The sequence below is a fragment of the Domibacillus indicus genome (assembly GCF_023715895.1).
GTDB classification, from domain to species: Bacteria; Bacillota; Bacilli; order Bacillales; family Domibacillaceae; genus Domibacillus; species Domibacillus indicus_A.
Genome location: NZ_JAMBOO010000034.1, coordinates 1 through 22,775 on the forward strand (window position 1 = coordinate 1; position 22,775 = coordinate 22,775).

Consider the following 22,775-nt stretch of genomic DNA (forward strand, 5'->3'; position numbering starts at 1 on the left):
ATTTGCTTTTTAAACTCAGGCGTGAATGTGCGGCGTTCTCGCTTTGTCATAGTTGGAGCTCCTCATCTGTTTTAGGTCAAGTGTACGTGACCTTAATTTTTCTGTCCAGATAAGTGTAGACGCTCCAGTGTACATAGGTAAAAGTATATTTACGCTTATGTACACTTTTGTTGTTAAAGAGGTATCTGCAGCCAAAAGACAACGGTGTACCCTCTAAATTCCCTGTATATTGATTAGTGAACACCTGTTTCATACAGTGAGATAAAAAGAAATTAATTAAATAAGAAAGGAGGCGGCCAGGGTGTTTCAAGTAATTGACGAAAAAAAGAAGCAGCTGAATGCAAAATGTCCTCTGCCTGCTTATACATTAAGGAGCTTAAAGGAAAAATTACTTCTCGAGTGGACGTATCATTCCAATGCGATTGAACAAAAAATTAGCGCCGCATTCCCCTTCAAAATCTCCGATTTAGTGGGGGTTAGGCGCTAAGGTCTTTATTCTTCTCGTTCTTCTATCTTTTTATTATGCCAATTGCCACTTCTTACCTATCATCATTCATACTGATTCTCTTTTGTTTTACAATTGATTTCCATTTTGATACGATCAACCTATCATAAGGACTACAAAATGGAAAGGAGGGTTTGGTCATGAAAGTTGCGAAGTCGCTGCTGCACAAAATTACAAACCAGACAGAAATCTTCCATGCTACGCTGGATATTTACAATGACGCTTTGGCTTATGTGATTGAGGTCATTGACAAAGAATTTGATGATACCGAATGCCTGACAACAAAGTCGATTGTGCCGGCAGTGGAAAAACTGATTCACGCAACCAAATCAAACCCTCTTCCGAAGTACAAAGAGTTTAATGAGCGTTTTTACAAGTTTCCATCCTACTTCCGTAGAAGTGCCATTGCTTCTGCTTTTGGCAAGGTAAAGAGCTTCCGCTCTAACTATCAAAATTGGGAAAAAGAGCAGAAACACGCTCTTTCCGAAGGAAAAAGATTTAAGAAACATCCTCCACGGCTGCAGGTGGAACATAAAGAATTCCCTGTTTTTTATCGAGGGAACATGTTTAATAAAACATCCGATACATCTGCACAAATTAAGGTGTTCTATCAGAATGACTGGGTATGGATGGATATCGAATTCAAAGGACAAGACCACTACAAACGTGGTGTCTGGGAATGGAAAGAAAACAACCCTAAGCTGATTAAGCGGGGAAAGAAATTCTTCCTTTCCATCAGTTATGAAAATAAAGTTACTTTAACAAAAACACCTATTCAAGAGCAAAAAGTGTGTGCGGTAGACCTCGGATTGACAAATTCTGCGGTTTGTTCGGTTATCGATGCAACAGGCACTGTCTTAGGACGGACGTTTATTGACCAGCCTAAAGAAAAAGACCGGCTGCATACGTTAACGAACAAACTGCGGAAAGCCCAGCGGGCAAGTGGCCGCATTCATGCGCCGAATTTTTGGCGGCAGATCAATGGGTACCAGCAGCATATTGTCCGCCACACCAGCCATGAAATTGTAAAATTCGCATCAAAGCATGACTGTGACGTTATCGTATTCGAATACCTGGGCAGAATGAACAGCCCGAAGGGGTTCTATGGAGCCAGGAAACTTCGCTTCAAGCTTCATGGGTGGCGAAAAATTGGCATCCAGAACAAAGTGGAAGAAATGGCGCACTACCTAGGCATGCGCATTTATCGGATCAATCCGCGAAATACCAGCGCCCTCGCGTTCGATGGTTCTGGAAAAGTAGAACGAAATCAGAAAAAAGACCTTGCCACATTTTCAACAGGCAAAGTCTATCATGCGGATTTATCTGCTTCGTATAATATCGGCGCCCGTTATTTCATTCGGGCTTTTAAAAAATCCATTTCGGAAACGAAATGGTTGTCTCTTCAGGCAAAAGTTCCTGAGCTGGCAATAAGGACATCTCAGACCTTGTCTTCGTTCATTAGTCTCCATCATGCACTCGGGCTTCCGCAGGAAGCTTAACCAGCTGATGTTGTACTGTATTCAAGATAAGGGATGCTCCATCAAAATCTTTGATTTAGGTGGAGAGGTTCACGGAAACTCACTAACCTTAAAAGAAACAAAGGTCGTTCTTGAAGGCATTACTGTAGGCGGCAAAACCATGCGGGAACATTTAGAAGTAATTAATCATCAAGAAGCCGTCAGGTATATTCAGGAAATCGTAATAACGAAGGAGCCTCTATCCCAATCACAAATCAAAAGTATTCACCGGCTTGTCTTAAAAGGAATTGATGATAAGCATGCTGGTGTGTACCTTGATCAGCAAGTATCTATTTCCGGAGCAGAGCATATTCCGCCTGAACCATTTCTTTTAAAAGAAAAGATGGAAGAGCTTGTTAAATGGCATGAAGGAGAGGCACAGCAGCTTCATCCGGTTGAACGGGCTGCCAAGTTGCATGCCATCTTTGTCGGCATCCATCCATTCATTGACGGAAATGGCCGCACGTCAAGGCTGCTGTTAAATTTGGATTTAATGAAGTCAGGGTTTCCGCCAATCGTTATTAAAGCAGAAAATCGTCTGGCTTACTATGGTGCATTAGACAAGGCGCACATAACAGATGATTTTCAGGACTTTGTCGAATTAGTAGAGCAAGAAGTGAATCACACGCTGGATTTGTATTTGTCTGCGGTGAAATAAGTGAGGACAATGATAATCCAGGTGGCCAAATAGAAGGTTAAACGTTGAACGATAAGAAAAAAGCACCGTTCTGTTTTTAAAGCGGTGTTTTTTCTTATGGTCTTCCCTGTCTTTGCTACTACGAAGTGTTTAATGTGATCAAACAGGCAGAGGGTCTCCAAAGCAAGCGGGAGACGGAAACATTTGAACACGATCCAATTGAGTCCGCTCAGCAGATCGTCGATGGATATACAGATTCCCCTGTTATCCGCCATCATTCCGGGCGTGCGGTTTACTTTCCAAAATTGGATCGTGTCAGTGTCCCGCCGATAAAGGATTACCGAAAAGCGGAAAAGTATTATTCGGTCCTGTTTCATGAGATGATTCACAGTACAGGCCATCAAAGACGGCTTGCCCGCAAAGGGATTACACAAAGCGGCGTGTCATTTGGAGACGAGACCTATTCAAAAGAAGAGCTGGTTGCAGAAATTGGCGCGGCGATGCTGTGCGGAGTAGCAGGTATTGAAAATACGACAATCGAAAATAGTGCCAGTTATATCGAGTCCTGGCTACGTGTACTAAAAGAAGATTCCAAATTGATTGTCTATGCGGCAGCGCAGGCTCAAAAAGCAGCTGACTATAAAACAATAGTAGCTTCTTAATTAATAGCTGTGTTTGACAAAAGAGCCTTCTTATTTAAGTACCTTATAATAAGAGGACTCTTTACCCTCGATTATCTATATCTGCAATTAGAAGGCCGGGTGTTATGATATCCCTGATTAGGATGATGATTCTTGTTATTAGCGTTATATCGTTGCCTTTTAGCTAACCTATTGAGGAAAACAAACAATCAGTTAGTGAGCATAAGTATACCTAATAAAAAGTATACATGTGATTAGGTATACTTTTGTAATGGAGATATTCGTACACAACAGGTATTCAAAACCATAAAGTCATACAAAAAGGAATTATCAAGCTTCCTCTTTTGTATGGCTTTATAAGCGGGTTCGTTTACGAAGATAATTAAAAAGTTAGCGGTCAAAAGTATACCTAATCAAAAGTGTACCTAAACACAAGTATACATATGATTACGTACACTAGTGTTTATAATGAATGAAATTCGACTGTGTAACGACAAGAAAAAAGCGCTGCTTATTTTTAAAACAGTGCTTTTTATGATTCCGTATAACATTGTGTTAGACCAAAAAGGGATCAGCCCTCTAAGATTTCTAATAAAGGACGGGCTTCGTATAAATGATCGGCAAACTTATTTAAGAATTTTCGCCGCTTTTGTTTGCTCATCTTATTTGCTGCTGTCGTATCTAATAACTCAATATAATAGGAGAGCTCAACCGCAATAATATCTGGTTCATTAAACTTATATTCTTCTGCCGCCTGCTCAAAATTTTTATCCAAATCATCATTTTTATCAGTAGCCATTAATGCTTTGTGTATGGTCTTTATAACTGCACTTTCCTTAGCCTCATCAAATACTGCTGAAACACACTCCATAACTGGTTCATAATCGCTAAGCTGAGCGGCTGCTTCTGCTATATATTTGGTAAAGGGCTTGTACAAAACATCCAGTCTGCTCTTAAAGTCTTGAGGTTTTCCAGTGAATTGCAGCATAAACATTTCCTGAACAAATTTCCTTTTCCATGTGACAGGGTGGAATTCTCTTAAAGCATCATTGAAAAACCGCTTCCGAAAGTATTCGGACACTTCATGCGTTTTTGCCATTTCTTTTAAAAATTCCTCAATCGCACCTGCTGTATTTTTAGATAGGTTATGCTGTTGGTATTCAGACACAAATACAGCTACAGATTGTCTGTATCCATGATCAAAATATTCTTCATCCAGGTACTTCTTCTGTATACTGCCAGAATTCCAATCTGAATGTTTATCAAACATGAAAACCCTCCCTTGCTCTTTTTAAAGAAACAGGCTTTTCCAATGCGTACCAACATCCGCATCGTACCATTCATACTTCTTGGTTTCCATATTTTTCTGAACTCTTAACATTTCTTTAATATAGAGGGTAATGGCTAAGGGTTTAACGCCAGAGAAAATAGCTGTCCAAATAGCCCAAAATATACGGTCTTTGGAGCAGCAAATTATTTAGCTGCAGGAATAAGAAGTACCGTTTATGCTTTTAGCTAATAGAGATTTAAAAGGCAGGAAACAGCCTGTTGCTAACAGTTCATCCGTATCGAATCACATTATTACTCCGGCTGACACATTAAGCGGTCTTTTCTCAGGGAGAAAGACCGCTTTTGTTATATGCCGGCTCACAAAGCAGCGCTAATCATCCATACACTGCTTCTACGTAGTTAAGCAGAGACATATAGTAAAAAATGTACTGGGAAATGTGAAAAAATTGCTTCCACAGCTGCAGGGAGACCTGAAGAAGAAACAAATTGTAGTCATTTATTGTTTAGGAGGAGAAAAATGAAAAACTATAGCTATATCTCACATTTAGAGTGCCCAAAATGCGGTGAAGTACATGAGGAAAAAAAGGTACAACAATTATGTAAGTGTGGTTCACCATTATTGGTGCGCTATGATTTAGAGAAAGTGAAAGCAAACGTGTCACGTGAAGAGATTGCAAATCGTCCAAATAGCTTATGGAGATATCATGAGTTACTGCCTGTTCATGAAAAGGAGAATGTTGTAACACTCCGTGAAGGAATGACGCCGTTTGAAAGACTCCCATCATTAGGTGCAGAATATGGATTAAATCATTTATACATAAAAGATGAAGGCGTGATTCCAATGGGTTCTTTTAAAACACGGGGTGCGAGTGTTGGTATTTCAAAAGCAAAAGAACTGGGTGTAAAACACTTAGCCATGCCAACAAACGGTAATGCAGGCGCGGCTTGGGCGCTGTATGCAGCAAAAGCAAATATCAAAGCTACAATTGTCATGCCTTTAGATGCGCCGCAAATTACACGTAAAGAAGTTTATATTGCCGGTGGAGACTTGCATCTTATCAACGGTTTGATCAGTGATGCAGGAAAAGTTGTGGGCCACTTAGTTCAAAACCAAGGAGTATACGATGCTTCTACACTTAAAGAGCCCTATCGTATTGAAGGTAAAAAGACAATGGGCTATGAGATTGTCGAACAATTTGGATGGAAAGTGCCTGATGTTATTTTGTACCCAACAGGCGGGGGAGTAGGCATCATTGGAATTTATAAAGCCATTCTTGAACTGCAGCAATTGGGCTGGATCGAAGAGGGGAAACTTCCACGTTTAGTAGCTGTTCAAGCAGAAGGCTGTGCGCCAATTGTAGAAGCCTGGAAAAAAGGCGAAAAAGAATCCAAATTCTTTGAAGATTCAGCGACATGTGCATTTGGCATTAATGTTCCTAAAGCATTGGGGGATTTCTTAGTTCTTGAAGGGCTTTATGGAACAGAAGGCTGTGCGATTGCCATTTCAGATGAGGAATTATTGAAGGCGCAAAAACAAGTAGCTTCGTTAGAAGGAAACTTTGTCTGCCCAGAAGGAGCAGCAACTTTTGCGGCAGCTAGAATCCTGCGTGAACAAGGTTGGATCCAGGCAGACGAGCATGTTGTATGCCTTAACACGGGTTCAGGGCTCAAATATCCGGAAACAGTTAAAATCGAAGGTGTAGAAACACTTCAGCCGGGACAGGAAATATAACCCCTGAAAGATGATTATGAGAAAAGAATTTACCTTGTCATCACGAGATGCAAGGGGGATCATGCCTAATTACATGAATCCTGTTCTTTATAGTATTCATCAACTTCAAATGAAAACACAGTGATAGAGGAGTGTTTAAAATGTGTCTAAGTATACAAAGAGTATATAACGACTTGCCTGCAGGCCGCCTCATTTTTGGCCCGCAGCAGCCAGTTCGTTCAACAAAACTGCAAGTTTTACGCCGTCATTTGCGAAGCTTGCGTGAAAGAGTTCAATGATACTTGCTGCCGTGAATGTGCACAAGAGGTTGATCTAAAAAGAATGTATGTTTTACTTGCTAAGTAACAAACGAAAAAAAAGCGGCCACTCATCTCCCGCTCATTGCGAAGCAATTTGAAGGGTTTTCTGGCCTGTAATGCGATCAAAAAGTTGGTAAGCACAAGTATACCTACACACAAGTATACCTAAATACAAGTACACCTATACAAAAGGATACTTTTGTATAGGTGTACTTGTGTGAATAGAAAATACCCCCAATAATAAAACCTTAATAAAATAAGATTTTTATCACTCCTAGCGAGGCTACCCTCTTCTTTAACCCGCTAAGTAACCGGTAGGTGAACTTCTCCATCAAGATCTTTGATTTAGGTGGAGAGGTTCAGATAGTATAGTGTTTGTTAGCATACTGGTTTGTATTTGGAGGGGAAACATATGGAATGGTCAAAAGGGGAGTTTATGGTAAGTGATGAGATTTCATTAATGAATTTAGATACTGTTTCATATTTGCTTTCATCAACATATTGGGCTGCGAAAAGAACTAAAGAAACCATTGAAACAAGCATCCATAATTCGATTTCTTTTGGTGTGTATCATAATAACAAACAAATCGGTTTTGCCAGGGTGGTAACAGATAAAGCAGTGTTCTCCTGGGTGCTGGATGTAGTCATTGATGAACGGTACAGAAAGAATGGGTTAGGCCAATGGCTGATGGAATGTATATTAGAACATCCAGAAATTAAAAATACCAAGTTTGCACTTGCAACTTCAGACGCTCACGGTTTTTATAAAAAATTTAACTTTAAAGAAAATCAATGTATGACAAGAGTATAAGAAAGCATGCAAAGTGAATGATTGAATGACTGCAAAAAAGTAGCCCGCACAATGGGCTGCTTTTTTTGTATTCAAGTGTCGTCGTCTGTATGTATCGGCACAGAAAGAAGAAAAGCGAAAATAACATGGGTTACCCAAAAAAATTCGCAAGAAACAAAAGAGAAAAGAGCTTTTAACTGTTCTTGCTGCCAGGATTCCAGACAAGTCTATACGATAACTTTAAAGAGTATTATGATGACTTGGACCTGTCTATGAGAGAAGATGGGTATCTCCTGATAGAACGTGAAACCACCTTAACAAAAAAGCGGCAGAAACTTCTTCAGCCTACGTGAGGGAATACACTAAGGATGAAGATGCAGGTACTTTGAATACAAAACCTGTCATCAAACAGACAGCTAAAAGCAAGATGAATACAAAGTGATTCAATCTAAAACATGGTCACAAAAGACTCATGGTTATCCCGTTATTAAACACAGTACACTATGTGAAAAATTCAAACTAAATATTAAAATAACTGTCATTAAAACAATGAATAGAACCATGCAAAAAGGTTGCTAAATACCTTTTTAATTTACCTCCCAAAAAAAGTATTTAGTGTTTTCAAAAATCATTTTATCTTTCACCAAACTTTTACTCTTGAAGAGTAAAGTAGCATTTGTACTAGGGAGGTACATACAAAGCGAAATGAAACTTTTTGGGAGGAATTTACATATGAAAATTAAAAATAAATTATTTGGATTAGCAATGGCAGGCATGATTGGACTTAGCTCTTTAGGTACCGTTTCCGCTTATGCGGCCACAGATACAACGACAAGCACAACAGCCGTTCAGGAAGAAACAGCGAAAAATGTAAAAGCAACATTAGATGCAGCCTCTCAAGAAAAAGTACAGGCGATCATGGATAAATTAACAACAGGGTTACAGGATCTTGGTGTTACATTGCCTGAAAAAGGGGATAAAGCAGACTTGTTTACGGATCTAGATGCGGACACAAAAGCAAAGACCGAAGCGATCATGGATAAAATGAAGGCCGATACCATTACATTTGAGGAAGCACAGACTCAGTTAAAAGAGCTTGGCGTAACGCTTCCGGATAAAGCGGAAAGAGGCGATAGGGGCAACCTGTTTGCGGATCTAGATATGGATACAAAGGCGAAAGTAGAAGCCATCATGGATAAAGAAAAAGCAGGCACGATTACATTGGAAGAAGCACAGACTCAGTTGAAAGAGCTTGGCGTAACGCTTCCAGATAAAGCGGAAAGAGGCGGTAAAGGTGATCTATTTGCAGACCTAGATGCCGACACGAAGGCGAAAGCGGAAGCGGAAGCTATCATGGATAAAGAAAGAGCAGGCACGATCACCTTTGAAGAAGCACAAACTCAGCTGAAAGAACTTGGTGTGACGCTTCCAGACAAAGCAGACAAAGACCAGGATAAAGTAGCAGACCTATTAGCGGGGCTGGATGCTGATACAAAAACGAAAGCACAAAAGCTGATTGACCAGGCAGAAGAGCAGCTGGCAGAGTACGGCATTGATCACCTTCCTCTGCATGGATTCAACAAGGCAACTGAAGCAGAATAAGCATCTTCTTATAAAAAATATAAAAGACACTGCAATACCATTGCAGTGCCTTTTTGCTACGGATATAAATGAATAGTTTGTAAATGGATAAGTGCATAACAACAAGGGAGATAGCGCCTATGGAAGAAGAGGTTCTTATCTATATAAATGAAATTCGTCTTCTGTATGATGAGTATCTCAAGTGTGAGGATAAAAAAATTAAGCAAATGATACATGATGATATTCTTTCTTTAGTTGAGGCGATTGATGAAATGGACAGATAAAGATAAAAAGGTAAATAATAAAGTTAAGCCCCATGTGTAAAAGAATCCTTTGACACATGGGGCTTTTTTTAATAAAAAACCTCTGTGGAACTGGCTTGGTGGAGGCCACTCTTTTTTATTGTCGTTGTAAAACCAAGCAGAGGAACTCAGTCTATTGGTGTACTGGGCAAGACTTCTTTATAACAGCAGCCCTCATCATCCCATTTATAAGGGCCTTCTTGTATTAGAATCTGCTTAGGGTAGGGGGTTATGAACCGCTCGGATACATCACCGATATAGGAAAACAATTTAGAAGCACCATCCAAGAATCCTAGCAGCTCGTCAAGACTAACCAAGCGAACAATCATATCCATTCTTATCCCATCTTCGCTGTCTATTTCATCATACACTTCAATTACAGCCTGACGAAACGCACGATCATGCTTTACCAATTTCACAACGTCTTTCATAGTTGGAACACCGAAAATGAAATTCAGCTCATCAGATGGTTCTCTAAGGGCTTTTTCTCCAATTAAGTTTACATGGCGATTAATAGGATTCGTTACGTAATAAAGGCGCTCAAATTCCATGAACACATTGTGGTCCGGATTCGTTTGTTTAACGGCTGGATCCGTTACCAGGTATAAAGCTGAATGATTCACTCATAAAACTCCTTAGTTTTTGCTTTTATTATATCAATTGAAAAACAACAAAGGAAAAAGTGAGAATATTGAGCCTAAGGGCAAAACAGGAAGTAATACTTTTTTTGTATGTTCATCCATTTATTGTTTTATTATACTAGATTGTAGAATCAAAGCTGATATAAGGAGAGAGGCATAATGATAAAGCCATTAAATGTTTTAGCTGCATCACTAGTAGCAGGAACAATTTTTACGTCGTCCGTTTCATCAGTTTCCGCGTCTTTCATTGATACTAAGGGGACAATTTACGAAGAGGCTGTAGATTTCCTTATGGATACTCAGATCTCTACGGGTTATTTCGAGGAATTCGGAGTAGAAATGCCAATCAAACGAGTGGATGCTGCTGTGATGATCGCCAAATACTTGAATCTTGATGTCCAGCGCGCCCCTAAAACGAATTTTAAAGACGTGCCGGCTCGTGCAGTTCAATACGTGGCTGCTCTTAAATATGCTGGAATTGTAAATGGTAAATCGGATACTTACTTTGGTGCTGCGGACAACATTACGCGAGGCGAAGCAGCTATTATCTTTATGAACGCATTTGGAATGGAGCTTGATGGAGAATTCCGGCCAGCTGATATATCGACTAAGTTCACAGATGTAACAGGCCGCTATGTACAGCCTGTAAACTTCCTTGTAGAGCGTGGTGTTATTCAAGGAAAAGCGAATAACCGGTTTGGTACAACTGAGCCTTTAACAAGAGGTCAGTTTGCTTTGATGGTTTATAGAATGCACCTGTACAATAAAAAAACGACGATGGTATTCGCAAATTCCTAAACATATTAATAAGAGAAGAGAGCGGCCTTGTTTGATCTGAACCCAAAAAGCTAGACACAAATATTAAGCAGCTTCCTGGGCATGAATCCGGTATTGAACCGGGCTCATGCCCTCTGGATTCGTTTCTGATTATAATACGTCATGTAGCTTTCTAATTCCTCAATGAAATGATCCATGTTCTGGCATTTTTGAAGATAAAGCAGCTCTGATTTCAACAGGTCAAAAAAGTTCTCCATAATGGCATTGTCCAGACAGTTTCCCTTACGGGACATGCTTGGTTTGACACTCCCACGGCTAAAGCCGCAAGCCCTTCACCTTGCGGTGAGACGGGTGGGATTCTGAAGTGCGAACGCGTTCCCAGTCCATTTCTGTTTAGAAATCGCCTTCAGTTAGGGGCGGTGTCATCAGCCCGTCCTGCTTCGTTTTGTATGCCTTCGGCATACATGTACCTTACAGGCGGTCCTGCTGTTACCACAGGACTAGGTTAAGCTGCTTGCTTGTTTTTCTTTTTTGAAAGTCCGCTGATGGCTTTCGAAATATTAATGGCCGCATTCACATCGGCATGAAGTTTATACTGACACTTGATACAGGCAAACGTGTGTCTTTTTCGATTCTTTTTGTCTACATAGCCACATTTACATGTTTGAGAGGTATGATGTGGATTCACATATTCAACTTCAATCCCCGCCATTTTGGCTTTGTATTCAATAAACTGCTGAAGCTGATAATGTGCCCAGGAGTGTAGATTCCTGCCTGCGTCTTTTTTTGATTTGGCTTTATGCCGAATGCCTGTCAAATCTTCCATTCGAATGCAGCGAACACCGTTCTCTGCAGCAAAACTCACGATTTGCCGGCTTATTGTATGGTTCAGATTTTTCATCCACTGTGACTCTTTGTTTTTGGATTTTTTAATAACGGAGATAAGCTTTAGCTTTCCTAACTTTTTTCTTCTTGAAGAAAATGTTCTTCGAATGAAAGCAGCCTCGTTTCCGCGAAAGAAGAGCGTTTTCGTACCGACCGAGGCAGCAGCTAAATAGTTCAGCCCTACATCGATGCCCATCACTTTTGATGAAGAAGCAGCTCGTTTTGGCTCAAATGAAACAGAAAGCGAGATATACCATTTGCCTTTTTTCTCATACAGCTCAGCGGCTCCTTGTTTTGCCTGCCCGGAAAGAATTTTATCCAGCCAGTGCTGCTGATACGCTTCTGCGATAACCGGCACACCAATTCTCTTTTCTAACGTAGGGAAAGACAGCTTATATAAACCGTTTTCCTTTTCGATAGCGAGGTTTTGATTGTTAAAACCACACCAGAAACGGCGAAACGTTTTTGCTTTTTGATTCTTTTTCTTCGATTTCACTTCACGGATGGTCTGATTCACCACTGCCGAAGGTAGTTTTTCTTGAGAAAAAAGCTTGTAGACCTTAGACGTTGCTTTAGATAGTTCTTCATAACTTAGCAGCCAGTTTGAAAAAGAAGTGTTTAATTCGGTCATTTTTTGATACATCTGTTTCTTTGTTTCCGTTGGTTTCATCAGCTCTAGCCTCAATGAAATAGTTTCCACTTTTGATCCTCCTTTCCAATTTATTTTATAGAACAAGGATACCAAATGTGTGTTCTATACACAAATACTAAAATTGAAAAAAACAAAAAAATTCGAACCTTTGACATGTCAAAAGACATGCCCGGTTCGACCTCGCTCTCATCCCACCTCTGAAGAAGTGGGCTTTCCCGCTTGGAAAGTCTGTAATCTGACGTTCCTGAAGCAGGTGCTGGTATTTGCTCATTTGATAGTGCCAGCCTTGGTCCGAATGAAGAATTGGCGAGTCACCTTCCTGTAAGGAAAGTAAAGATGATCGACAAAAAGATATACGGGTTTGTTGAACCCATGTTGATTTCGTGAACAATGATAGATAGTTAAGATTACACCAGTGTTTTTGCATAGAGGACCTTTTCATATTTAAGTAACGAGTAGTATTGTATATAATTAGGGCAACTATTAAAATAGCCATAAAAGAAAGAACCTTAAGGAGAAAAGAAAATGTTAAATTCTGATTTGGATATACGCTTAGAACCGCGCATTAAAGAATTATACCAATTACATAAGGAACGTTCTGCTAATATTGACTGGAGCTATCATGAATTTATCCCCTGGGACAAGGCCATGTCCTTTAAACGAGTTCCTTGGGATGAGAGTCAAGTAACTCTTCCAGAAGGTGTAATTGTGGCTATAGAAACAGCATTACTTACAGAAGTAAATTTACCTTGGTATACTTCGCATTTAGATTATACATTTAAAAACTCAATGGAAGTAATAAATGATTTCGTACGCACTTGGACGGCTGAAGAAGACCAGCACTCTAATTTACTTGAAACGTATTTATTGGTGACACGAAACGTAAATCCTACAAGATTGCATCAATTAAGAAAAAGGGTAGTTGAAAATGGCTGGTTTCCAGACTTCACTAATCCTCTCGCAACAATGGCCTATACTTCATTGCAGGAGTTAGCCACACTAGTTTTTTACAATAATGTAGCTAAAATAGCGAGTCCATACGATAAAGATTTATCAACATTACTTAGACGTTTAGCGAAAGATGAAGCACTCCATTATGCATTCTATCGCGATACAGTGAAAGCACATCTAGAACTTGATCCGAATTTCATTGTTTATTTTGAAAATGTAATTATCAATTTCTCTATGCCAGGCGCCGTTATGCCAGACTTTAATGAAAGAATGAAGACCATAGCAATAGATTCGAATTATGGTCCTCTACAATATTTTGACCAAGTATTAGATGTGATTGTGACGTATTGGGATATTGCTAACTTACAGCCTACTAGCGAAGACGCCAAACAATCACAGGCGAATATCTTGAAATATCATGGTCGTTTAAAAAGAGTTAGAGATCGCCATCTAGAAAAAAAATAAAAGAAAGATGCGTGAAAGGGTTTTTAAAATGAAAACAACTTGCGAATTATGTGAAAAAGAAACAAACGATAAAGTAAGTTATTTAGAGCTTGAAACATGGGAATTTGATTTTTTAAATAAAGAGAAAAAAGATTTTTACCCTATCTGTTTCGATTGTTTTGACAAACATACCAATCATTTTATTGACAAAGAAATGAATCTTGAATTAAGAAAAAAACGTTCTCTTTCGGTGAATAAGGAGATCCAAGAAGAAATTGAGGCTATTCTTGAAATCGAAAATTAATTTTAGCTGCAAATGCAATCTGATTATGTTTGCCTCCTTCTCCCGTATAGTCCCGATGTACATCATATGATTGGCCAAGATGAGTTATCCCTCATGAAAAGCGCTGCTAGACTCGTAAATACCGCCAGAGGCGGAATTATAGATGAGGATGCATTATATCATGCGTTGAAGGATAGAAGGATTTGGGGAACTGGACTCGATGTTTTTGAGCAAGAGCCTGTACGATTAGATCACTCTATATTTTCTTTGCCCAACGTTGTCACTTTACCCTTATAGGGAGTGCTAGTGTGAAAACGAGAATGCAGGTGGCTCATTTAGCTATGAATAATCTAGTGAGTGTATTAAAAAGTGCAGAACCAATTACACCAATTCTGATAAATAAGGTTTCAAGTAATGGTTAAAATCAATCGAAAAACACATGGTGGAGGCTATAATTTAAGATGACTTATCAATTAAGAGACTGCTTCAAAATGTTTGCATTAAATTCAAATCAGAAGCTCGCAGCTGAGGTCGCTCGGCTTTTGGGCTGCGAGTTGGGAAAAAGTTCTGTAACCCGATTTAGTGATGGTGAAATCCAAATTAATATAGAAGAAAGTGTGCGAGGATGCGAGGTGTTTTTAGTTCAATCCACTTCATATCCCGGGGCTGAACACGTTATGGAGCTTCTTATCATGATTGATGCCTTGAAAAGGGCTTCAGCCGAAAAAATTAACGTTGTAATACCTTACTACGGCTTTGCACGTCAAGACAGAAAAGCACGGTCTCGAGAACCAATCACAGCAAAACTGATTGCAAACCTTTTGGAAAAAGCGGGAGCAACGAGGGTGATCTCAATTGACCTTCATACTCCGCAAATTCAAGGCTTTTTTGATATCCCTGTTGACCAGCTAGTGGGTGTTCCTATCCTTTCAGAGTATTATCAAAACACAGAATTGGAAGATATTGTCGTTGTTACGCCGAATCATGGCGGTGTAGCGAGGGCCAGAAAAATGGCGAGCAAATTAAATGCCCCGATTGCCTTAATTGATATACGCCGTCCTCAGCCAGGTGAAGACGAAGTTACCAATGTAATAGGCAGTGTAGAAGGGAGAAATGCCATTATTATTGATGGTGTAATTGATACAGCTACAACTATGACTCTAGCTGCCAACGCTTTAGTCGAAGCGGGAGCAAAATCAGTACGTGCCTGCTGCACTCACGCGATCCTTTCTGGATCTGCTGCCAGCAGAATCGAATCATCACCAATTAAAGAATTAGTGGTGACGAACACAATTGAGCTTGCAGAGAAAAAACTTGTTGATAATATTACATCTCTATCCGTTGCACCATTGCTTGCCAATGCGATTGACCGAATCCATAACGAAATAGCAGTCAGTCCATTATTTGAATAAATTTGATTAGAGCCAACTATAACTGTTAGTTGGCTTTTTATTACTAAATGGGGCACAAGAAATTCTGCTTGCAGGTGTGCCAGAGATTATACGCGGCAAAGTCACAATCATAGGCAGGGGTGTTATTAATAATGGCACTAGCTGTTGCAGTCGTGTAAAGCACGCTGTCAGCTACAAACCTAAATTACTTTTATTAATAAATTTGAACTTTGCGTAAAATATCAATTTTAGGAAAAAATAAAATAAAAAAAGCGGGTGCTAAAATGACAGACCGCTTAACTTACTTTTTTAATAATCGGCTTATAATAATTTGCGAAATCTTTGTTACCGACAAGCGTTTCCTGAATGATTCGACGTATAGCGCCTTTGACAAAAGTTTCAATATTTGAGTGATCAATCATTTTTAGAATAGCCAGTATTTTCTTATGACCGCCACGATCTGAAACAGCTTGAATATAATCCGCTACCGTAAGATAATATCCATCGAATTCAAATTTCTTATCGGCTTCGAGTCCATGTTCAAGTACAATAATCTTATATAACTCGTTATAAGGTTCCATATGAGAAGCCTCCTAAAGTTTTAAATAAGATTAGTTTACTCAGAATCTTATATGTATATACATATTATTTATTTCTCCGTTAGCTTTCAAAGCATAATAGAGAAAAACATAAAGGGGTAATGTAAATTAATTTTTATTTTGCATAATTTATATTACCGCCGGCAGTAAAAATGTTTCATCCCAAAATGAACGGTAATCTTATGATATTGAGGCACAAGGGAAAAAATGAAGCTTTTTTGTAATTAACGAGACTACACTTTGCAAATGCTCAATATTTTCTCTATACTAACAAAACAGGGATGCTGGTAACATCTCCGTATTTACGGCTCATGACAGAATGTCGGCGGCTAATTGAATTAGGTCAAAAAATAACCCAGTATAGAGCCGCGAACTCTACACACAGGATGGGTTATTTTTTATTGCAATAATATTAACTTTGCGCCAAATACTTATTTTGCGAACAGTTAATATAGACATACAAACATTCGTTTGATAAAATTATCATTATAATAAAAAAGCATCGCGTAGATAATCAAGGCTCCACGAGATGCTTTTAAAAATAACGCGTTGTTGATCAAAGGCACAACGAGTCGAGTTATCTTATGATATTGTACACTTAATTATGCACGATTTTAAATGGTTTATTAAGAAATTACGGCAAATTAAGCAGAATTGACGCTAGAGTTGTCATTGAAGAAGCAACCGGATATCAAAAGAAAATGCAAATTTAAAAGAGCAGCTTCCCAAACAACTAAATGTGCAGGCAATTTACAAAGGATAATCATTTAAAGTAGTTGAGAGTTATTACGCGTCTAAAGGGCTAGAAGTCGGATTAGAATCAACTAACCTCTTCATAAGAATGATTAGAACAATTGTGACCAACCCTCTCTATTCAGGATGAAAAAAGAAAGCTCAAATACATATGATCATGAATTTGCTTAAAGATGAACGATTCTATAGTTTTTTAAAACGAATCAAATATAACGAATGGTCTCATTCCCACCAATTAACTGAAATTGATTTCTCTAATTATCTACAATTATTCATTAGTACTCATTACGATCATTATAATAACTAACTACTTTTTAATATTCGCTATATTAATACAAACAAATATTCGCCAAAATTGGATTTGGCGCAAAGTTTGACTAAATTTGACCTTTAAGGCAGGAGTGATTTTATGGCGGCACCGCGTGAAGAAAGGATTGCTGAACAAAGAATTGAAGCTATGCTGCCATCCTTTCCTTTTTATGTTCAGGAATATATACGTGATAAACGCAGATATGGCAACACTCCCTCTACCCAGCTGGACTACCTATATGATTTCCGGATCTTTTTTGAATGGCTTTTAAAAGAAGGCTTAGCCCCTTCAAGCCAATCTGTCTCTGAGATTCCCTATTCCATACTGGCTACGCTTAGAAAGCAGGATGTAGAGTTTTTTATTGATTATGTTCGGGATGAACCTTTTGAAGCCAAAAAAGATGTTTGGAAAAAGCGTTCAGCTACCCGTGTAACTCGGATCATTCAGTCATTAAAATCTCTGTTTCGCTATTTAACAGAGGAAACGGAGCTTGAAAACGGAGAATGCTACTTTGATCGTAATGTAATGACAAAGATTAAAATCGGGAAAGCAAAAGAAACGGCCAAACGGCGCTCTCAGCGTATCAGTACTTTACTTTTGAATGACGATGATATCCAAGAGTTTTTGTTCTTCCTGAAGAATGAATATGAGCTTACCCTGACTCCAAGAAAACAGGCCATGTACCTGCGTAACAAGGAACGGGATATTGCCCTTATCTCTCTTATGCTAGGCAGCGGGATCCGTGTTAGTGAAGCGGCAGGGCTTTTGATGAACAGTATTAATCATAAGAAGAATACCATAGATGTAACGCGGAAAGGCGGAAAGGAAGATACTGTGCTGGTCCTCCCTTCTACAATGGAAGACCTTCGCGCGTACCTAGATGTGCGCGAAGCAAGATACCAGCCACAAAAACAAGAATCCTTTGTCTTTTTAACACGTTATCAGGGAAAAGCGCAGCAAATCTCTATCCGGTCTATTGAGACCAATATTAACCAATATACACAGGCTTTTACGTCTGGACGAGCCATGAGTCCACATAAATTGCGGCATTCTTTTGCTGGCGGCTGGCTCCGTAATGGCGGTGACATTGTAAAACTTCGCGATCAATTGGGGCATAGTTCGATTGAAACGACTTCTCTTTATACAAATTTAAAACAGGAAGAAAGTATTTCTATTATAGAGCAAATGGATAAATCAAGAAAAAACAAATAAGCAGATTCAACATAAAAAAGAACGTTCTAAAAAGTAAAAAGCGCAGCAGACAAATGTGCTGTGCTTTTTACTCTGCTATCTTTTCTAAATCCTTATTGTCCTCTGCCTGTAAGGCATGCTTTTGAGCCGCTTCATCCCCAAATACGAACATCTTTCTGGCCCTGTCCATGATCCTTACTAAATCCTCATAGTCTTGCTGCATGGTGATTGCTCTTTTTTCAAGCTCTTCGTATTTTGTTTCTATGGCCGCTTTCTCGCGTTTGATCGTTTCAAGTTCTCTTTGAAGGATTTCGTAGTCTGCTTCAGACATATTTATATTTTGCAGAAAAGCAATAATCTCTCTCATTGTAAGTGCTGGAGAGTCTGGAATCCCAACTGTGTTTTCACCTGAAGGGTTATTTTCTGAAACAATATGAAGTCCTGAAGACTTTTCTTTCTTTTCGAGATTACGAAAATGTTGTTTTCTTTGTTTACGTGCAAGACCCAATGCTTTTTCGTACTGCTGTCTAATCACAGCATTCCAGCGGAATCCGCATGCCGCGGCTGTTCTGTTTAAGGTGTCTCCCAATTCTTCAAACGCTTTGAGCTGGGTACTTCCCTCTCTTACATGGCGCAGTACGGTCTCAGCAAGCAGCAGATCATTTTCTTCTGACCAGGCATCTTGTCTCACTTTCATCGGTTATCGCCCCTTTTATTTGGATGACCTTTTCATCAAGATAGCCGCTTCTTCCGTCTTTTATACAAGAATACTTAAAAATGATGTATTCCATATATATTCTGTTGAACTTTAAAATATTTGTGAAAGTTAAGAAGTTAACTAAGATTTACTTTATATTGATAGCCACCATACAAATCTGCTGATATGTGTATAAAGCCTAAAACAGAAAGCCAGAACAGTCTAAGACCGTTCTGGCTTTTTCTATCACCTCATCCTACATGTTTTGTTCTGCTTTTCTTTGACGGACCATCTCATTCGCTCTCTTAATGTATTCCTCGTTTGTAAAAACAGCCTGGGTAGTGGTATTGTGCTTTCTTGCGTGCCTTGAGAAGCTTTTAGCATTGGACCAAGAACTGCAAATCGGACACGGCAGCTCCCCATCAACTTTCCATAGTTTGGTGGTGAATCGCTTTGTATTCGTCTTCATTTTTACTGTATGTTTAATGACAGGTTTTGTATTCGTAGCCGCTTCTTCGCCATTCTGGATGTGTTCACTTATGTATGCTGCAGGCTCTTTCGCTCCTTTTTGATCAGCGGTTATTTCGCGTTCTACCAGGAGATAAATAGCCTCACTAATAGAAAGGCCTAACTCATCGCAACGCTCTTTAAAGTCACCATATAGGCTGTCTGGAAGGCGGGCAGTCAGAACAGTTGAGGACTCTTTTCTTCTTTTGTTTCTTGCGAATTGTTCCAGGTAGCTCATGTTATCGTCTCTCCTTTTTCTTTTTATCTCCTTTTTATATACATATGACGACAAGTGAAACTTTATGTATACAAAGATAATGCAGACGAATACATCAGAAATTGTTACTTGGAACTCAGGGATAGTGAGGGTCTGTTAACCTGAAAACAAAAAAACAGAACCCGCTCTCGAGTCCTGTTTCCTCTTTTCTATGCTATCTATTGTTACCCTTTTTCATATGTTCAATTAGCTTTTTTGTCATTAAGTCCTGGCTTCTCGATGATTTTACTGGGGCAACGTACACGCCGTCTTTCACTTCATTTTCAAGATCCGTGATTCTTTTTTTGTTTATTGTTTTAATTTTCATGGCTGCTCCCTCTTAAAAGTAGGTTGAAACAAGTACCTTTGCGGTTTCTGTATCCAGAACCATTTGTCTCAATTTAGCATTTAGCAAAGCTGCAGTGAACCTCTCCACCTAAATCAGGGATTTTGATGGAGCATCCCTTATCTTGAATACAGTACAGCATCAGCGGATTAAGCTTCCTGCGGAAGCCCGAGTGCGTGATGGAGACTAATGAACGAAGACAAGGTCTGGGATGTCCTTATTGTCAGATCAGGAACTTTTGCCTGAAGAGACAACCATTTCGTTTCCGAAGTGGATTTTTGAAAAGCCCGAATGAAGTAGCGGGCGCCGATATTATAAGAAGCAGATAAATCCGCATGATAGACTTTACCGGTTGAAAACACGGCAAGGTCTTTTTTCGGGTTCCGTTCCACTTTTCCAGAGCCATCGAACGCCAGGGCGCTGGTGTTTCGCGGATTGATCCTGGAAATGCGCATGCCCAGACAGTGCGCCATTTCTTCCACTTTGTTCTGGATGCCTATTTTTCGCCACCCATGAAGCTTGAAGCGAAGTTTTTTGGCTCCATAAAATCCTTTCGGCATTTTCATCCTGCCCAGGTATTCGAATACGATGACGTCACAGCCATGCTTTGCCGCAAATTTTACAATTTCATGGCTGGTGTGGCGGACAATATGCTGCTGGTACCCATTGATCTGCCGCCAAAAATTCGGCGCCTGAATACGGCCGCTTGCCCGCTGGGCTTTTCGCAGTTTGTTCGTTAACGTCTGCAGACGGTCTTTTTCTTTAGGCTGGTCAATAAATCTTCGGCCTAAGACAGTGCCTGTTGCATCGATAACGGAACAAACCGCAGAGTTCGTCAGTCCAAGGTCTACCGCACACACTTTTTGCTCTTGAATAGGTGTTTTCGTTAAAGTGACTTTATTTTCATAGCTGATGGAAAGAAAGAACTTCTTCCCCCGCTTAATCAGTTTCGGGTTGTTCTCTTTCCATTCCCAAACACCGCGTTTATAAAGATCCTGCCCTTTAAATTCGATATCTGTCCATACCCAGTCATTCTGGTGGAATACCTTGATCTGGGCAGTCGTATCAGATGTTCTGCTGAACATGTTTCCGCGATAAAAAACAGGGAACTCTTTATGCTTTATTTGCAGCCGAGGAGGCTGTTTCTTAAATATTTTTCCTTCGGAAAGAGCGTACTTCTGCTCTTTTTCCCAATTTTGATAGTTAGAGCGGAAGCTCTTTACCTTGCCAAAAGCAGAGGCAATGGCACTTCTGCGGAAGTAAGACGGAAACTTATAAAAACGCTCGTTAAACTCTTTGTATTTCGGAAGAGGGTTTGACTTGGTTGCGTGAATCAGTTTTTCCACTGCCGGTACAATCGACTTAGTTGTTAAGCCTTCGATATTATCAAACTCTTTGTCGATAACCCGGATGATAAAGGACAGGGCCTCATTGTAAATATCCAGCGTATCATTGAAGATTTCGGTCTGGTTTGTAATTTTGTGCAGCAGCGACTTCGCAACTTTCATCACCAAACCCTCCTTTCCATTTTTTAGTCCTTATGATAGATTGATCGTATCAAAATGGAAATCAATTGTAAAACGAAAAGAGAATCAGTATGAGTGATGATAAGTAAGAAGCAGCAATCAGTGTAATAAAAAAAGATAAAAGAACAGGAAGAATAAAGACCTTAGCGCCTAACCCCCACTAAATCGAAGATTTTGAAGGAGAATGCGGCGCTAATTTTTGTTCAACTAAAAACCAGCATTTTTTTATCAAATTTCTTCTATAATTAAGTTATAGTACACCGAAAAGCCTCTCCTATACCAAGTAATAGGAAAGAGGCTTTTGTAATATATTATGTTTTATCGTCCAAGCCTTATAAAAGTTAAATATGAAGGTAGCTTCCCATTGTTTGACGGTAAATCGTCTTGTACTCTTTTTGTTTCTACTGTATGTTTAATGACAGGTTTTGTATTTACAGTAAATACACCCTCTTCGTTGGTGTATTCCCTCATGTATGCTGAAGGATCTTTCGCTGTTTTTGGATTAGCGGTGGTTCCGCGTTCTACCAGGAGACAAATAGCTTAGCTTATGAAGATTACAATGCTCCTTAAAGTTGTCATATAAGCTGTTTGGCAAGCGGGCAGTTAGAACGGTTTTCTTTTGTTTCTTGCGAATTGTTCCAAGCAGCTCAGGCTATCTTCTCTTCACTCTCCTTTGTATACCTGTTTATATACATACAAAGACAAATGAAGCTCCATGTATACAAGCACAGTGATGACGAATACAACTGAAGAAAAAAGCTAACACAAAGTTAAGAGAAGTAATGAAGCATACATTTTTATATTATGCTGTTTCACTATCGGATTCCGCTTTCTGACGCAAAGCTTTATTAACAGAGCCACGGTTCTTCCAGATAAACCGAACCATTTCTGTTGGTTCCAGCAGCTGTTCATCTGGATCGCAATAGGTTTCACCCTTTCCATGAATGGTCCATGCCTTCGTGTGGTGATTGAACATCAGCGTCCACTTCCCATTTCGCTGCCTGTCTTCAAAAACAAAGTAATGCTTGTTTCCTTGTTCATCGTAAAAAGCTATATGGGGGAAATCAATAGAAAATTGTTCAATATCTTTTTTCGATTTTAAAATTCTAGTCATCATTCAACTCTCCTTCACGAAAACTTGAGAAATGCAAAAATATCTTGTTTTTAGACAGTTATTTTCAATATTATATATAATTTCAGAAAGTAATGTACACGGTCTTTTTATTCTACATTTTACTCTTCTGAAACATATATGCTGCATTTGATAAAATC

24 protein-coding genes and 1 pseudogene are annotated in these 22,775 nt (G+C 39.3%); 15 read left to right on the top strand and 10 right to left on the bottom strand.

The genetic code is table 11. The annotated features are described in order from the left end of the window. The first annotated feature begins 301 nt into the window (after window positions 1-301). The 4 genes from M3221_RS23425 to M3221_RS23440 all read left to right on the top strand — a co-directional run bounded on the left by M3221_RS23425 (window position 302) and on the right by M3221_RS23440 (window position 3,321). Entirely contained in the window at window positions 302-487 is a 186-nt protein-coding gene (locus tag M3221_RS23425) for a hypothetical protein (RefSeq protein WP_251274441.1), read from the top strand. 158 nt (window positions 488-645) lie between these two features. After that, a complete protein-coding gene (locus M3221_RS23430) occupies window positions 646-2,004 on the top strand; it encodes an RNA-guided endonuclease TnpB family protein (RefSeq protein WP_251274442.1) in 1,359 nt (452 codons plus the stop codon). A 139-nt stretch (window positions 2,005-2,143) separates the two neighbouring features. Continuing rightward, the gene (locus M3221_RS23435) at window positions 2,144-2,680 is read left to right on the top strand and encodes a Fic family protein (RefSeq protein WP_251274445.1); all 537 of its coding nucleotides are present in this window, start codon (window positions 2,144-2,146) and stop codon (window positions 2,678-2,680) included. Between the two features lie 134 nt (window positions 2,681-2,814). Next, window positions 2,815-3,321: a zincin-like metallopeptidase domain-containing protein gene (locus M3221_RS23440; RefSeq protein WP_251274447.1), complete on the top strand. Its 507-nt coding sequence runs from the start codon at window positions 2,815-2,817 to the stop codon at window positions 3,319-3,321. A gap of 550 nt (window positions 3,322-3,871) precedes the next feature. On the opposite strand, the gene M3221_RS23445 is transcribed toward M3221_RS23440, so the two are convergent. After that, on the bottom strand, window positions 3,872-4,570 hold the full coding sequence (locus tag M3221_RS23445; RefSeq protein ID WP_251274449.1) for a hypothetical protein: 699 nt from the start codon (window positions 4,568-4,570) through the stop codon (window positions 3,872-3,874). Between the two features lie 537 nt (window positions 4,571-5,107). On the opposite strand from M3221_RS23445, the gene M3221_RS23450 reads away from it, so the two are divergent. From M3221_RS23450 to M3221_RS23465, 5 genes are all read left to right on the top strand, one after another. Further along, entirely contained in the window at window positions 5,108-6,322 is a 1,215-nt protein-coding gene (locus M3221_RS23450; RefSeq protein WP_251274451.1) for a threonine synthase, read from the top strand. A gap of 177 nt (window positions 6,323-6,499) precedes the next feature. Continuing rightward, on the top strand, window positions 6,500-6,667 hold the full coding sequence (locus tag M3221_RS27105; protein WP_472843781.1) for a hypothetical protein: 168 nt from the start codon (window positions 6,500-6,502) through the stop codon (window positions 6,665-6,667). A gap of 366 nt (window positions 6,668-7,033) precedes the next feature. Continuing rightward, window positions 7,034-7,432: a GNAT family N-acetyltransferase gene (locus M3221_RS23455; RefSeq protein ID WP_251274453.1), complete on the top strand. Its 399-nt coding sequence runs from the start codon at window positions 7,034-7,036 to the stop codon at window positions 7,430-7,432. A gap of 711 nt (window positions 7,433-8,143) precedes the next feature. Beyond that, window positions 8,144-9,013 carry a hypothetical protein gene (locus M3221_RS23460; protein ID WP_251274455.1) on the top strand — a complete coding sequence of 290 codons (870 nt, stop codon included), beginning with the start codon at window positions 8,144-8,146 and terminating at the stop codon, window positions 9,011-9,013. Window positions 9,014-9,132: 119 nt separating this feature from the next. Beyond that, complete coding sequence (locus M3221_RS23465) at window positions 9,133-9,276, top strand: hypothetical protein (protein WP_251274458.1); 144 nt, start codon at window positions 9,133-9,135, stop codon at window positions 9,274-9,276. Between the two features lie 146 nt (window positions 9,277-9,422). Here the strand turns inward: M3221_RS23465 and M3221_RS23470 are convergent, their stop codons facing one another. Continuing rightward, complete coding sequence (locus M3221_RS23470) at window positions 9,423-9,917, bottom strand: hypothetical protein (RefSeq protein WP_251274462.1); 495 nt, start codon at window positions 9,915-9,917, stop codon at window positions 9,423-9,425. A 177-nt stretch (window positions 9,918-10,094) separates the two neighbouring features. Here M3221_RS23470 and M3221_RS23475 point away from each other — a divergent pair, with 177 nt between their 5' ends. Beyond that, window positions 10,095-10,733, top strand: coding sequence for an S-layer homology domain-containing protein (locus tag M3221_RS23475; RefSeq protein ID WP_251274464.1), 639 nt, complete (start codon window positions 10,095-10,097; stop codon window positions 10,731-10,733). Window positions 10,734-10,796: 63 nt separating this feature from the next. Here M3221_RS23475 and M3221_RS23480 read toward each other — a convergent pair. Continuing rightward, a pseudogene (locus tag M3221_RS23480) lies at window positions 10,797-11,020 on the bottom strand (IS3 family transposase); the annotation flags it as partial. Window positions 11,021-11,217: 197 nt separating this feature from the next. Further along, window positions 11,218-12,297: an RNA-guided endonuclease InsQ/TnpB family protein gene (locus M3221_RS23485; protein ID WP_251274466.1), complete on the bottom strand. Its 1,080-nt coding sequence runs from the start codon at window positions 12,295-12,297 to the stop codon at window positions 11,218-11,220. A gap of 477 nt (window positions 12,298-12,774) precedes the next feature. Here M3221_RS23485 and M3221_RS23490 point away from each other — a divergent pair, with 477 nt between their 5' ends. The 4 genes from M3221_RS23490 to M3221_RS23505 all read left to right on the top strand — a co-directional run bounded on the left by M3221_RS23490 (window position 12,775) and on the right by M3221_RS23505 (window position 15,339). Beyond that, window positions 12,775-13,665, top strand: coding sequence for an acyl-ACP desaturase (locus M3221_RS23490; protein ID WP_251274468.1), 891 nt, complete (start codon window positions 12,775-12,777; stop codon window positions 13,663-13,665). 28 nt (window positions 13,666-13,693) lie between these two features. Further along, on the top strand, window positions 13,694-13,948 hold the full coding sequence (locus tag M3221_RS23495; protein ID WP_251274470.1) for a hypothetical protein: 255 nt from the start codon (window positions 13,694-13,696) through the stop codon (window positions 13,946-13,948). A 66-nt stretch (window positions 13,949-14,014) separates the two neighbouring features. Next, on the top strand, window positions 14,015-14,224 hold the full coding sequence (locus M3221_RS23500) for an NAD(P)-dependent oxidoreductase (RefSeq protein ID WP_251274472.1): 210 nt from the start codon (window positions 14,015-14,017) through the stop codon (window positions 14,222-14,224). 164 nt (window positions 14,225-14,388) lie between these two features. Beyond that, on the top strand, window positions 14,389-15,339 hold the full coding sequence (locus M3221_RS23505; protein WP_251274474.1) for a ribose-phosphate pyrophosphokinase: 951 nt from the start codon (window positions 14,389-14,391) through the stop codon (window positions 15,337-15,339). Between the two features lie 275 nt (window positions 15,340-15,614). Here M3221_RS23505 and M3221_RS23510 read toward each other — a convergent pair whose 3' ends face one another. Continuing rightward, window positions 15,615-15,899, bottom strand: coding sequence for a hypothetical protein (locus M3221_RS23510; protein ID WP_251274477.1), 285 nt, complete (start codon window positions 15,897-15,899; stop codon window positions 15,615-15,617). 1,180 nt (window positions 15,900-17,079) lie between these two features. Here M3221_RS23510 and xerS point away from each other — a divergent pair. Next, the gene (gene xerS, locus M3221_RS23515) at window positions 17,080-18,192 is read left to right on the top strand and encodes a tyrosine recombinase XerS (RefSeq protein WP_251274479.1); all 1,113 of its coding nucleotides are present in this window, start codon (window positions 17,080-17,082) and stop codon (window positions 18,190-18,192) included. A 67-nt stretch (window positions 18,193-18,259) separates the two neighbouring features. On the opposite strand, the gene M3221_RS23520 is transcribed toward xerS, so the two are convergent. The 5 genes from M3221_RS23520 to M3221_RS23540 form a co-directional block, all read right to left on the bottom strand. Beyond that, complete coding sequence (locus tag M3221_RS23520) at window positions 18,260-18,868, bottom strand: RsfA family transcriptional regulator (RefSeq protein WP_251274481.1); 609 nt, start codon at window positions 18,866-18,868, stop codon at window positions 18,260-18,262. A gap of 256 nt (window positions 18,869-19,124) precedes the next feature. Beyond that, entirely contained in the window at window positions 19,125-19,613 is a 489-nt protein-coding gene (locus M3221_RS23525) for a hypothetical protein (RefSeq protein ID WP_251274483.1), read from the bottom strand. Window positions 19,614-19,806: 193 nt separating this feature from the next. Beyond that, window positions 19,807-19,959 (bottom strand): hypothetical protein, encoded by a 153-nt coding sequence (locus tag M3221_RS23530; protein WP_251274485.1) that lies wholly within the window; start codon window positions 19,957-19,959, stop codon window positions 19,807-19,809. A gap of 167 nt (window positions 19,960-20,126) precedes the next feature. Next, window positions 20,127-21,485 (bottom strand): RNA-guided endonuclease TnpB family protein, encoded by a 1,359-nt coding sequence (locus M3221_RS23535; protein ID WP_251274487.1) that lies wholly within the window; start codon window positions 21,483-21,485, stop codon window positions 20,127-20,129. Between the two features lie 820 nt (window positions 21,486-22,305). After that, window positions 22,306-22,617: a hypothetical protein gene (locus M3221_RS23540; protein WP_251274489.1), complete on the bottom strand. Its 312-nt coding sequence runs from the start codon at window positions 22,615-22,617 to the stop codon at window positions 22,306-22,308. Window positions 22,618-22,775: the final 158 nt, after the last annotated feature.

Excerpts from the sequence above, each read along its gene's own strand:
- xerS (WP_251274479.1), top strand. The coding sequence starts at position 17,080 with ATGGCGGCACCGCGTGAAGAAAGGATTGCTGAACAAAGAATTGAAGCT.
- M3221_RS23505 (WP_251274474.1), top strand. The coding sequence starts at position 14,389 with ATGACTTATCAATTAAGAGACTGCTTCAAAATGTTTGCATTAAATTCA.
- M3221_RS23540 (WP_251274489.1), bottom strand. The coding sequence starts at position 22,617 with ATGACTAGAATTTTAAAATCGAAAAAAGATATTGAACAATTTTCTATT.
- M3221_RS23445 (WP_251274449.1), bottom strand. The coding sequence starts at position 4,570 with ATGTTTGATAAACATTCAGATTGGAATTCTGGCAGTATACAGAAGAAG.
- M3221_RS23490 (WP_251274468.1), top strand. The coding sequence starts at position 12,775 with ATGTTAAATTCTGATTTGGATATACGCTTAGAACCGCGCATTAAAGAA.
- M3221_RS23510 (WP_251274477.1), bottom strand. The coding sequence starts at position 15,899 with ATGGAACCTTATAACGAGTTATATAAGATTATTGTACTTGAACATGGA.
- M3221_RS23465 (WP_251274458.1), top strand. The coding sequence starts at position 9,133 with ATGGAAGAAGAGGTTCTTATCTATATAAATGAAATTCGTCTTCTGTAT.
- M3221_RS23500 (WP_251274472.1), top strand. The coding sequence starts at position 14,015 with ATGATTGGCCAAGATGAGTTATCCCTCATGAAAAGCGCTGCTAGACTC.
- M3221_RS23455 (WP_251274453.1), top strand. The coding sequence starts at position 7,034 with ATGGAATGGTCAAAAGGGGAGTTTATGGTAAGTGATGAGATTTCATTA.
- M3221_RS23460 (WP_251274455.1), top strand. The coding sequence starts at position 8,144 with ATGAAAATTAAAAATAAATTATTTGGATTAGCAATGGCAGGCATGATT.
- M3221_RS23530 (WP_251274485.1), bottom strand. The coding sequence starts at position 19,959 with ATGAAAATTAAAACAATAAACAAAAAAAGAATCACGGATCTTGAAAAT.
- M3221_RS23535 (WP_251274487.1), bottom strand. The coding sequence starts at position 21,485 with ATGAAAGTTGCGAAGTCGCTGCTGCACAAAATTACAAACCAGACCGAA.
- M3221_RS23435 (WP_251274445.1), top strand. The coding sequence starts at position 2,144 with ATGCGGGAACATTTAGAAGTAATTAATCATCAAGAAGCCGTCAGGTAT.
- M3221_RS23520 (WP_251274481.1), bottom strand. The coding sequence starts at position 18,868 with ATGAAAGTGAGACAAGATGCCTGGTCAGAAGAAAATGATCTGCTGCTT.
- M3221_RS23525 (WP_251274483.1), bottom strand. The coding sequence starts at position 19,613 with ATGAGCTACCTGGAACAATTCGCAAGAAACAAAAGAAGAAAAGAGTCC.
- M3221_RS23475 (WP_251274464.1), top strand. The coding sequence starts at position 10,095 with ATGATAAAGCCATTAAATGTTTTAGCTGCATCACTAGTAGCAGGAACA.
- M3221_RS23450 (WP_251274451.1), top strand. The coding sequence starts at position 5,108 with ATGAAAAACTATAGCTATATCTCACATTTAGAGTGCCCAAAATGCGGT.
- M3221_RS23430 (WP_251274442.1), top strand. The coding sequence starts at position 646 with ATGAAAGTTGCGAAGTCGCTGCTGCACAAAATTACAAACCAGACAGAA.
- M3221_RS23495 (WP_251274470.1), top strand. The coding sequence starts at position 13,694 with ATGAAAACAACTTGCGAATTATGTGAAAAAGAAACAAACGATAAAGTA.